At 63.6% G+C, this 12,000-nt stretch carries 8 protein-coding genes and 1 pseudogene; 3 read left to right on the forward strand and 6 right to left on the reverse strand.

The window, feature by feature from the left end; all coding sequences use genetic code 11:
* From QOC89_RS15325 to QOC89_RS15335, 3 genes and pseudogenes are all read left to right on the forward strand, one after another.
* On the forward strand, positions 1-1,203 hold a 1,203-nt coding region (locus QOC89_RS15325), incomplete at its 5' end, for a glycosyltransferase family 4 protein (RefSeq protein WP_323045782.1).
* Between the two features lie 257 nt (positions 1,204-1,460).
* Positions 1,461-1,670 (forward strand): annotated as a pseudogene (locus tag QOC89_RS15330) (type II toxin-antitoxin system HigB family toxin); the annotation flags it as partial.
* Between the two features lie 87 nt (positions 1,671-1,757).
* Positions 1,758-2,180: a transcriptional regulator gene (locus tag QOC89_RS15335; protein WP_323045788.1), complete on the forward strand. Its 423-nt coding sequence runs from the start codon at positions 1,758-1,760 to the stop codon at positions 2,178-2,180.
* 419 nt (positions 2,181-2,599) lie between these two features.
* On the opposite strand, the gene QOC89_RS15340 is transcribed toward QOC89_RS15335, so the two are convergent.
* From QOC89_RS15340 to QOC89_RS15365, 6 genes are all read right to left on the reverse strand, one after another.
* Complete coding sequence (locus tag QOC89_RS15340; RefSeq protein WP_323045783.1) at positions 2,600-4,987, reverse strand: polysaccharide biosynthesis tyrosine autokinase; 2,388 nt, start codon at positions 4,985-4,987, stop codon at positions 2,600-2,602.
* 23 nt (positions 4,988-5,010) lie between these two features.
* Positions 5,011-6,204: a polysaccharide biosynthesis/export family protein gene (locus QOC89_RS15345; protein ID WP_323045784.1), complete on the reverse strand. Its 1,194-nt coding sequence runs from the start codon at positions 6,202-6,204 to the stop codon at positions 5,011-5,013.
* 37 nt (positions 6,205-6,241) lie between these two features.
* A complete protein-coding gene (locus QOC89_RS15350; protein WP_323045785.1) occupies positions 6,242-7,195 on the reverse strand; it encodes a glycosyltransferase family 2 protein in 954 nt (317 codons plus the stop codon).
* Positions 7,196-7,197: 2 nt separating this feature from the next.
* The gene (locus QOC89_RS15355; protein WP_323045786.1) at positions 7,198-8,583 is read right to left on the reverse strand and encodes an undecaprenyl-phosphate glucose phosphotransferase; all 1,386 of its coding nucleotides are present in this window, start codon (positions 8,581-8,583) and stop codon (positions 7,198-7,200) included.
* A gap of 46 nt (positions 8,584-8,629) precedes the next feature.
* A complete protein-coding gene (locus QOC89_RS15360; RefSeq protein WP_028198151.1) occupies positions 8,630-9,364 on the reverse strand; it encodes a Crp/Fnr family transcriptional regulator in 735 nt (244 codons plus the stop codon).
* Positions 9,365-9,997: 633 nt separating this feature from the next.
* On the reverse strand, positions 9,998-12,000 hold a 2,003-nt coding region (locus QOC89_RS15365; protein WP_323045787.1), incomplete at its 5' end, for a glycoside hydrolase family 2 protein.

Below are 12,000 nucleotides of genomic sequence, written 5' to 3' on the forward strand. Positions count from 1 at the left end.
GTGCACGACTGGCTCGTCGCACCAGGCGGTGCCGAGAAAGTGCTCGAACAGATCATCGAGTGCTTTCCCGATGCCGATCTTTTCAGCCTCGTCGATTTCCTCGAAGACCGCCGGCCGGTAGGCGGCAAGCCTGTCACGACCTCGTTCATCCAACACCTGCCGTTTGCGCGGCGCCGCTATCGCGCGTATCTGCCGTTGATGCCGCTCGCGATCGAGCAGTTCGATCTCTCGGGCTACGACCTCGTCATCACCAGTTCCTATGCGGTCGCCAAGGGCGTGCTGGTCGGTCCCGATCAGACGCACGTGAGCTACGTGCATTCGCCGATGCGCTACGCGTGGGATCTGCAACACCAGTATTTGCGCGAAGCGAATCTGACACGCGGGCCTAAGTCGTGGGCCGTGCGTGCGTTGCTCCATTATCTGCGCGGCTGGGACTCGCACTCGGCCAACGGTGTGGACCGGCTGATCGCGAATTCACAATTCGTCGCGCGGCGCGTGATGAAAACGTACCGGCGCGAGGCGGCGGTGATTTCGCCTCCCGTCGACGTGCACAAGTTCGACCTGTGCACGCACAAGGACGATTTCTATCTGACCGCCTCGCGCATGGTGCCGTACAAGCGCATCGATCTGATCGTCGAAACCTTCACCGCGACGCCGCACCGCAAGCTGATCGTGATCGGCGACGGTCCGGAAATGGCGGCGATTCGCGCCAAGGCCGGCCCGAACGTGACGATCCTCGGCTATCAGCCGTTCAAGGTGCTCAAGGATCATCTGCAACGCGCGCGCGCCTTCGTGTTCGCCGCCGAAGAAGACTTCGGCATCGTCGCGCTCGAAGCGCAGGCGTGCGGCACGCCGGTCATCGCTTTCGGCAAGGGCGGGGCGCTCGAAACGGTCGTGCCGATCGGCGAGGCGCGTCCTACCGGTGTGTACTTCGCACGCCAAACGGTCGTCTCGATGCTCGACGCGATCGACCGCTTCGAGCGGCAGGGTGCGCAGATCACAGCGGCGGCATGCCGCGCCAACGCCGAGCGGTTTTCGGCGGCGGTTTTCCGGCGCGCCTTCATGGCCGAAGTAACACGCACGATCGCGGCCTCGGGCTGGCGTTTGCGGGTGGCGGCGGCGGAGCGGATCGAACCCGAGCTGGCCACCGAGGACCTTGCGTGGCCGGTCGAACGCGCTCAGGGCGGCAGCTGGGGACGCTGATGCGCGGGCGTTCGCGTGCAGCGCGATAGTGAGTGGCGTGCTTTCGTGAAGGCGCCTTGGAGCGCCTTCATCGGTCTCTTTATTCGCATGTTGCGAACTTCGCAATACGCGAATAAAACGACGTTGTGGTACCGCAGCAAGCCGTAGCTGGCCGTTCGGTCTATGCCGTCCGGCCAGCTATCGGTGTCGATCCCATCCCATTTGCCTTGCAGGTAGAGCGTGCTTGATTGGCGCGTCTGTACATGCGAGGAAACAGGATGCGGGTCATTTCAAAGAAGGCGTTGCTGGACTTTATAAAGAGACATCCGGAGGCGCGCAGTGCGTTGTTGACGTGGCACTCACTGGCGCAGGCTTGCCTCGCGTATGGCTATAACGACCTGAAGCAGACGTTCGCCGGGGTGGATTACGTGCCGCCGCAATACACCGTTTTCGATGTAGGCGGCAACCGGTTTCGAATCATCGCGGCGATACACTACAACAGGCAGTCGTTGTTCGTTCGTCATGTCTTGACGCATGCGGAATACGACCTTTTGGACGAGGAAGAATTTAAACTCATGAATGCCGATCGGCTTCCGGGAGCCTTTCCCGACGTTGCCCAAATCTGGGCTGCGCTGCAAACCCAACTACCCATCACGCCCATTCGCAACGAGCAGAACTATCAGTCGATGGTGCGGCTCGCGAACTCGCTCGCCGATCATCTCAACGGCAACGAGGAAGATCCGCTGGCCGATCTGTTCGCAATTGTCACCGACCTGATCGAAAGCTGGAAAGCGCGCAACGTGACCCTCCCGAAGGCGGAGCCGCGAGAGGTATTGCGGCATCTGCTCGAGACGCACGGCCTCAAGCAAAAGGACCTGATTGGGATCGCATCGCCCACCGTGGTGAGCGATATTCTCGCGGGCCGGCGCGCCATCAGTAAAAAGGTGGCGAAGGCGCTGGCCGTACGTTTTCATACTGACGTCAGCGTGTTTCTGTAAAAAACGCGCAGCGCCGGCCTTGTGCCGTGCGCTGTGCGGGTCGTTCGGTTTTGGCCATGCGCCATGCGCGGTGTGCCATGCGCCATGCGCCATGCGCCACTGGCCTCGCAGGAGCGTGGCAGGAAGCGTTGGCCACCCGGCTGACTGCGAGTTGTATTGCACAGTTTAACGTTCCGTTCACGCCACGCCGGCGGCTTGCATGCCAAGCCACCGGCGTTGGCGCTTGCCGCGTCAGTTCCAGTCCTGTTCGATACGCATGAAACGCGCGCCACTGTCCTTCCGCACGAGCCCGGCCGCCAACGTCCTCAAGCATGAACTGCGCACCAACGTCCCTACGCACGAAGCCGTCCGCCAGCAGATAAAAAAAGGCTGCACCGCGATCCGGTGCAGCCCCTTCATTGAACGGCTTCCAAGCCGGTCTATCGCGTTTCGCGCGTATCGAGCGGATCGCCGGCGGAGTAGGTGTACGCATACGCGTAGTCATACGTGCCGTTCTTGTTGTGGGTCTTGAGCGGCACCGCGTTCATCACGCCGCCCACCACCCGGGCCCGCGCACGCCGTAGTTTCTTCAGCGCTTCGGCCACGTGGCCCTCCGTGTGAGCGCCGGAGCGCATCACCAGCACCGTCGAACCGGCAATATGCGCGATCACCGCCGCATCGGCCACCGCCAGCAGCGGCGGCGTATCGACGATCACCAGATCGAACTCCTGCTCGAAACGCGCAAGGATTTCGCCGAAGCGCGCCGAGGTCAGAATCTCGGACGGATTCGGCGGATAAGCGCCCGCCGCGATGAAGTGCAAACCCTCCACGCCCGTCGCGCGAGCCGCCACTTCCAGATCGACCTGACCCGTCAGCAGCTCGGTCAAGCCGCCATTAGGCGAGCGGCCGAGATACTGCGCGAGGCGGCCGCGCCGCAGATCGGCATCGATCAGCAGCACGCGTTTGCCCGATTCCGCAATCAATGCCGCGAGGTTCGCGCACAGAAAGCTCTTCCCGTCCGAGGGTGCCGGGCTCGTGATCGCCACGATGCGGTTGGGCGCATCGATCAAGCCGAATTGCAGCGTCGCGCGCAGCCCACGCAGGCCTTCCACCGTCGAGTCGTACGGATGGGTCTTCACCAGCAGCGGCCGCATCGGCGCCCTGCTCGACGCAATGACGGTCTGGGTGCCAACCGGTACGTCGCCCTGGCGGACCGCCGAACCCGATCGAAGCTGGCGCGTGGCGCCCGACGAGCCCACCGGCACTTCGGTCGGCGTCGACCTGGGAGCGGGCAGGGCGGCGCTGCGCATCGCGCTCAACTGGCGGTCGCTGCGCGCCTGTTCAGGGCTGAAGGCAATCGAGCCGAAGATCGGCAGCTGAAAGCGCCGTTCGACGAACTCGGGATCGGCCACGCCGGTAAAGAACGTGCGGCGGCAGAACGCGAACAGCACGCCGGCGATGATGCCGAGCAGCGTGCCCGCCGAAATGATCAGCGCCGACTTGGGCCGCACCGGCTGCGACGGCAACAAGGCCTGGTCGATGATATGCACGTTGCCGATCGTGCCGGCACGCGATATCGACAGCTCCTGGGTTTTGTTCATCAACGCCACATAAATTTCTTCGGCGACCTTCGCATCGCGCTGCAACGACAGCGCGTCGCGTTCCGAACTCGGCAGCGTGCTGAAGTGATCTTCGAAGCGGGCTTTTTCGCGCGACATCGCCGCCAGTTGCGAGTCCACCTGCTGCACTTCAGGACTCTCTTCCGTGAAGCGCTGCAGCAGCTGCGCGCGCTGGATGCGCAGTGTCGCGATCTGCTTCTCGTAGTCGAGACCGCCGGCAAGATACACCCCGGCCTCCTGAGTCGGCTGGAACGAACCGGTCTTCGACTGATACTCGGACAACGCGGTCTCGGTCTTTTTCACTTCGGCGCGCAGACGCGGCAATTCACTGTTCAGGAAGGTCAGCATGTGGCTCGCTTCTTCCTGCGCGCGTTCGGTGCGTTGCGCCAGGTACGACGCCGCCACCGCATTGGTGATCGCGGTGATCGCGCGCGGATCGGTGCCCATGTACGACAGTTGCACGACGCCGGTGTCGCGGCCTTTTTCACCGACCTGCAAGCCCGACGAGAGCGCCGCGACCGCATCCAGCTGGTTGAAGCGGGTCACGTAGAACTCGGTGCCGGGGCGGGCCACGAGAGTCTTGACGAACAGCGTGACGCCGTCGCCGTGCGCTTCCTGACCCGCAGCGCCGGTGAGAACCTGCTGCCCGAACGCATCGGTCAATTCATAGCGGCCGTATTCGAGCACGCGCAGTGTCAGACGCTGGCCCTCCAGCGCTTTCGGCACGGTGATCGACTCGACCTCGAATTGCTCGCCGCCCCACGCATACGAGTTCATCCCGAACGCGGCGCCGAGCGGATGGCCCGGACGCGCGAACCACGAGGAGACCGTGCCGAGCACCGGGATGGTTTTCGCGGCCGTGCTGAAATTCAGCTTGAACTGCTCGACCACCGGCTCGACCACCGCGCGGCTCTTGATGATTTCGATTTCCGCGTCGGTGCGCATCGGGCCGATCGACGGCATCAACGACACGGCCGCGCTTTGGGCTTGCGAGCCGGTGTTGCTCTGCGGGTCGACCTGAAGCAGGGCGTCGGCGGAATAGATCGGCGTGGAGAGCTTCGTATAGATCACCGCGGCAAGAATCACGCAACCGGCAATGCCGATCACCCACCAGATCTGATCCATGATCATGCGCAGCAAGTCGCGCATCACCGCATCTTCGTCGCTGCTCGGCGCCGGCCCGTGGTCCAGCATGTCATACGTACTCATAGGGATACTCCGTTGCGTGCGATTTATCTGGACAGTTGGACCGTGTAGAACAGGTCCTGCAGGGTCGGCGAGATCTGTTCGAGTGCGCGATTAAAGCGTGCCGCGCTCGAGACCTGCACGTACACCACGTCCTTTGGCTGAAGCTCGAACTTGGTCATCAGCATCAGCGCGTCGACCTGAGTCATATCGAGTTGATAGACGTCGGGCGTGAGCGTCTTGTCGGCGCCGCGCACCACGTAGACGAAACGCGGGTCGCCGGTCTTGACGTCGAGACTGCCGGCGCCGGTCAGCGCGTCGGCGAGCGTCAGGCGGCCGCGGTTCATCGGCAGCGAAGTCGGCTTGTTGACTTCGCCCAGCACGAACACGCGGCTATTCGCGCGGTCCGGCACGTCGATGATGTCGCCATCTTTCAGCAGCACGTTCTGCTGCGGATCGCCGGTTTCGAGCAGCGCGGCGACGTCGACGGTGTAGCGCTTGCCGTCGCGGGTCACGCCCACGTTCTGCAGATCCGCGTCGGGCAACGCGCCGCCTGCGCGATTGATCGCGTCGAGCACGGTCAGCGGCGCATCGGTGATCGCTTCGGAGGCAGGGGTGCGCAGATTGCCGGTCACCTGCACCGACTGGCTGTTGAAACCCGATACGCGCACGTCGAGCTGAGGGTTGCGAATCGTCTTCGAGAGCCCCTTCGTCAGCGCTTCCTGAACCTGCTGCGCGTTCATGCCGACCACTTTGATGCGGCCCACGCGCGGAAAGAAGATCGTGCCGTTGTTCGCGACACGCACGGTCAGTCCGCCTTCTCCGCCGCCCGACAATGTCGGCGCGATCGGTGTCGCGCCCTGAGTCTGCGTGGGGCCGGGCGAAGGCGTGGTGCCGCCGGTGGCGGGCAGCGGCGGTACCGCCACGCCCGCGCCACCGCCGGTCAGTTCCGGGTGATCCCAGACGATGATGCTCAACTGGTCGCCGATGCCGAGCCGGTAGTCGTAACCACCGCGTGTCTGCGCCGTCAGGCACGACAGCGGGCACACGGCCGGTACCGCGGCCGCGCGCTGCTGGCGAAAATAGCCGACGTCGATCGCGTGGACCGGAAATTTATCGGCCGTGCGCTCCGGTGGAGTAGCCGGTTGCAGACGGTCGGTGTCAAGATACGGTCCAGGCGCCAGTGAACAGGCGCATAGAGATGCGGCCGCGAGCCCTGCGGCAATTGTTTTGATAGTCATTTTGGTGGTCCCTCGCGTGAAGCGGCGCGCTGATCTGTCAGCGTGCCGCCTCCTGCCATGCCCCGCGCATTGCGCGTAAACCGACTCTCCATTTGCGAAGCGCAAGTGCCACGCCGCCGCGTTCGAATGCCAATGACAATGCGCGCAGGAACCCCGGGTCCGCACGATCGCCGATCAACGTCGAGTACACGACGAACGCCCATCGGCCGGGTGGCGTCAGGTATTCGCACATGATGAGTCGGAGATTGAATGACGCGTTATAGAAAGCCGCGTCGTTAAATGAGAAGCGCTGGTCTTCGTCGCTGCGCGGAGCCGGGAAATGCTCCACCAGCAGCGACGGGTCGTAAATCAGGGTCCAGCCGCGCCGTTGCACGTCCAGACTGAAGGCCATTTCGCAGTGAACCTGCGCGCCGGTGCCGCGTAAGCGCGAGTCGAAGCGCAGCGTGCCGATCGCCTCGCGGCGAAACGCCATGTTGACACCCTTGAGCACCTGCACTTCGCGGGCCGCGCCGTGGCCGATATGGTGGTTGCCGATGGTCCGGCCATACCAGCGCACGAGGCCCACCCGCGGCTTTTGTCCTTGCAGGATGCCATTGCGTTCATGCACGATGTCGCGCCCGCCGAGGCCGCCGAGTGCCGCATCGCTTTCGAACGCGCGGGCGATCCGCGCGATCCAGTCGGGATGCGGCGCGGCGTCGTCGTCGGTAAAGCAGAGCACGTCGCCGCTCGCGCTGTCCACGCCGAGGTTGTAGGCCGCGACCACGCCCGGCTGCTGCACCAGCACGACCCAGCGGCGCGGGTCGGGCCGGCTCGCCTCGCGCGTGCGCAGCCAGTCGAGCGTCGCGTAATCGTCGTGGCGTGCGATCACGATCACTTCGTCGGCGCGGCGCTCCTGCGCCTCGAGTGCCGCGAGGCAGCGTGCGAGATCGGCGGTGCGCCGGTAAGTCGGCACGATCACGGAGACTTTCACGAAGGGTTCCCGGAGTGGCATGGTCAAAATGCGTTGCGGCCGACGAAGCCCTTGAAGATCGTAATGAACACGATCTTCATGTCGAACCAGAACGACCAGTTATGGATATAGAAGAGATCGAACTTGACGCGCGTCTCCATCTTTTCGACCTTGGTGGTGGCGCCGCGATAACCGTTCACCTGGGCCCAGCCGGTAATGCCCGGCTTGATGCGGTAGCGGTTCATGTAGCCGTACACCTGATCCTTGTAGAGATCGTCGTGTTCGACCGCATGCGGACGCGGACCGACCACCGACATCTGGCCGAGCAGCACGTTCAGAAATTGCGGCAGTTCGTCCAGACTCGTGCGGCGCATGAAGCCGCCGAGTTTCGTCACGCGCGTGTCGTTGCGCGCGGCCTGGGTGAGCTGGCCGTGCGCTTCGTGGTGCACGGTCATCGAACGGAACTTGTAGATCGCGAACGGCTGGCCGTCCACGCCCTTGCGGGTCTGGCGGAAGAACACCGGCCCCGGCGAGCTCAGCTTGATGCCGATCGCGAGCGCGACGAACACGGGCGCGAGCATGAGCAGCGCGGCCGCCGCGAACAGGCGGTCGAAGATCAGCTTGGGCCACATCTGCGGTGACGACAGGGGCGTGGCGCTCAGATTGAGCGTCGGTAAACCGACGACATCCACCAGTGCGTGGTTGAACAGCGAGAGGCTGCGCACATCCGGGATGAAGCGCAGGTTCACGAAGTCGTGCCGGAAGATGCGCTGGAAGCGATAAATCGTATGTTCTTCCGAAAGCGGCAACGCGAGCCACACTTCGTTTACGTGCTCTTCGCGCACCTTGGCCGCGAACGCGTTCAGATCGGTCAGCACCGGCAAGCGCTTGAGACGCGCGCCGTAAGTGCCGGCCGCTTCGATGCTGGTATCGAACACGCAGACCGGTTTGAAGCCCGCTTGCGGCGCATGGTCGAGATGCGCGAGCAGGGTGCGCGAGAAGCCGGGTGCACCGACGATCGCGACCGTGCGGAAGTTCATGCCGCGCCGGCGCACGCTGCGCAGCGCCACGTGCACGAGACACTTGGTGACGATGATGAGCGCGCCGGAGATCAGCGTGGAGTAACCGAACCACAGCCGCGAAACCGCATCCATGCGATGCAAGGTGAACGCCAGCACGAGGGCGGTGGCGACCACCACCAGCCACGCGGCGGCCACTCTCGCCAGCATGGAAGGCAGCGCCTTGCCGCGCCACGTTTCATAGACGCCGAAGCCGGGAAACATCAACAACACGAGCACGCAGTTAAACGCGATCAGGAGGCGCTCGGTGTCGGACAGCGCCATTGGTGCCGAGAAACGCATCCCGTGAGCGAGCAGCCCGCCCGCAATCACAAAGAGTGCGTCGAGGCATCGCGCAGTATTCCTGAACATGATGATCTACCCTGTATTCGAACGATGCAGCCTTGAGGCCGGCTGCTTACTCGACGGTTTCAGCCTGGCGCAGACGCGGCAGCAGGCGGTCGAATTCGCGCTTCACGAGGCCGTAGCATTCGCAGGCACGCGCTTCCAGACCTTTGCGGTCGAGGATCTTGATGTGGCCGCGGCTGTGATGAATCAGGCCTTCGTCGTGCAACTTGCCGGCCGCTTCGGTAATGCCTTCGCGGCGCACGCCGAGCATGTCGGCGATCAGTTGCTGGGTGACCGTCAAATCGTTCGATGCCACGCGGTCCACTTCGATCAGCAACCAGCGGCACAGTTGCTTGTTCAATGCGTGGTGGCGATTGCAGGCCGCGGTTTGCGCGACTTGCGTGAGCAGGGCGTGCATGTACAGCAGCATCAGGCGGCGCAGAAAGTCGGAGCGTGCGAATTGCTGCTTGAGCGCCTGTGCGCTCATCCGGTACGCGAAGCCGGCGCATTGCACCTGCACGCGGTTCGGCATGGTTTCGCCGCCCGTGAGCACCGGCACGCCGGTCATGCCTTCGCGGCCGACCGCGGCGATTTCGACCGAGCTGCCGTCTTCCATCGTCGAGAGCATCGAGATGATCGCAGTGGTCGGGAAGTAGACGTGATGGATCCGTTGACCTGAATCGCACAGCAGCTGCTCGGTGCGCAGATGAACCAGTTCGAGATGGGGAGCAAGTGCTTGCCATTCGTGGGACGGCAATGCGCCGAGCAAATGGTTGCCGTGCAAATCTGATTGAAGTGTCAACATGATCGGTCCTCGCTGAAACCCCGCGCTGCGTGGCTTCGTGTTTTTTGATCCGATGCCTGCATCCCTGAAACAACAACTTTGCTGCCTGGCGAGCAGCGAGGGATGAACAGGAACGGCCCCGTATTGGCCTGATGCGCCACCGCCGTTCTTGTAGATCTCGTTACGGCGACGCGATGTTGCGCTTTCTCTTTAGCGAGGAGCGTGCCAGCCATAGGGAAAACGAGTGCTGGTGCGGCGCAGCGAACCAGACCTTAGCGGCGCGCGAAGCCAAACGCGGCTTTTTGTTTCAATTCTGCACAACGCCTGGTTCGCGCAGCCGCCCTGCGAAGCGGCTTTTTATTCGAGCCAAGTCGTTGATCAGATTGGCTTAGCGGGTGATGAGCACCTCTTTGAGGTGGCTGTCTCACGGATGAAATAGCCGTCGAGGGGGCGTTATCGGGGGCCGTCCGGGATGTGTCTGAATTGATTCAGATGTGTTCCATACGTTGCGTGTGCTCGCGTACGGAGTGTCGATTTTGAAGCGCGCGGAAGTCGCAAAATAACCAACACTGATTCCGCAGACCAGACAGGTGGATTCGCGCAGCGCGAGGTTTTATGCGGCTTGCGAAGGGACGGCTAGTGCAGGGACGACAGTCAGCCGTAGAAGGTGGCGGCTATCGCATTGATCGCGCGGACTTCGCCTGTGGGCGCCACGCATGTTGCGTCTGCTTTAAACGATGCATTAGATGCATCTGCAACGAATTTTTCGACAGGGATGAGCGGCACGATGCAGGGGCGGTTCGGCGGCAGATGGAACCAGTCGTGCGCGGCGCGGTAATGCGCGTCGATGATGTGAATGAAGCGCGCGAAGCGCTTTGCTTCGACGACCAGTTGCCAGCCGTCGGCGGTGCGCTCGGGGCTGACCGTCAGACCGAGGTCGTGACGCTCGCCCGCGCGCCGCTCCGGCAGATGAACCGCTTCTGAAACGATCCGGCCGCTTGCCGGATCGCGTAGCGTCGCAATCGTGACATCGTGGGCGCGCGGGCCGAAGCGGTAGGCGTGGGTGAAATCGAAGAACTGTCCGAGGCACTCGGCCGCGCCGATCCGCTGTGTGCTGTGCGGCGCCAGTTCCACCGCGCGGCTGGCCGACGCCACCTTGACGCTGCCGTCGCGCAGGCAGACCAGCTCCAGTTGCGCGAGCAAGGGTTCGGCGCGTTCGTTCAGCAGATGAATATCGAGGCCGTTGAGGCCTTCGTCGGTCACGACCAGCTGGATGGGTTGGAGCGTTGCCGCGAGCCCGTGGAGGGCGCTTTTAGGCCGTCCTGTGGCATCAATCAAGCCCCAGCCCGCGCCGGGGCGCAGATCCTGAAGCTGCCAGACCAGCGCGCCGCCGCACGTCGAGCCGCTGCGCCGCCATTCGGCGAACACGTCGCTCATCAGATCGGCGACCACCGCCCGCGACAGATCCAGATAGCGCTCAGGGTCTTCGTAGCGCAACCGGGCCGGCTCGATGCCGTAGACCGTCTGTAGATAATGGTCGCGTACGTCGTCGAAATCCCAGCCGGCGCCGGGGTCGCGCGGGACCGCCGCTTTCCAGCGCGGATCGTGCGAATGGAGCGTGCCGAGCGCGCCGTGCAAGGTGGCGTCGTCGGGCACGTTGGCGAACGCCAGACATTCCGCGGCAAAGCGGACCTGCGCGCGGCGCACGTCGTCGAGCGGGCGTTGATAGGCGCCCACGCCGTAGTAATGCGCGATGCCCTCGTTAGTCGAAAACGGCCAGGCGCCGCCCGACGGCGAGTTGCTCACATACGGGACATCCGGCCGCTCGCGCGTGGCGACAGCCGGTAAGCATTCAGTAAAAAGCGGTTGCGCGCGCATCGAAGCGGGCAGGCCGAACATGGCCGCCTGCTGGTCGACTTCGCTGCCGCCGCACAGCACCGCGAGCGCTGCGAAGCGCCGCGTGCGGGTCAGAAATTGGGTGGCTTCGCGCTCGACGGCGGCCCTGAAGGCGGCATCGTTCGGGTAGTCGAAATTCGCCAGCGCGAAGTCTTGCCAGATGAGCAGGCCGTATTCGTCAGCAAGCGCGTAGAACGCGTCGGACTCGTACACCATCGTGCCGCCTACCCGCAGCATGTTCATGCCCGCATCGCGAGCCAGCGCGAAAGCGTGGCGCAATTGCGCCTCGGTGCCGGTGAGTGTGACGAGATCCGCGCTGGTCCAGCAGGCGCCGCGGCAGAACACCGGCGTGCCATTTACGCGCAATGCGAAGCCCGCGCCGTCCGCGCCGCGCTCCACTTCGATGCTGCGAAAGCCGATCGATCCCAATGAATGAGACATCGCGGCATCGTCACCGAGTTGCAACGTCAGAGGATATAAAGTGGGCTCGCCATGCGTGTGCGGCCACCATCGTTTAGCGTGCGGCACACGCGCATTGCCGGTCAGTGTATATGCATCGCGCCATTGCAAAGACGAAACAATGCCACCGCAATTCAACGAGGCAGCGCAGCTGTCGACGTCTTGCGGATAAACGAAATGTAGCGTGAGCGAAACAACGCCGTCGTCGTCTTCGAGACGGCTGGTCAGATCGATCGTGTCGAAAGCGTGCGGCGCGTCGCTGGACAGTTCAATGGGGCGCCACGGGCCGACTGCCTGCACCG

It is taken from the genome of Paraburkholderia sp., assembly GCF_034668105.1.
Lineage (GTDB): Bacteria > Pseudomonadota > Gammaproteobacteria > Burkholderiales > Burkholderiaceae > Paraburkholderia.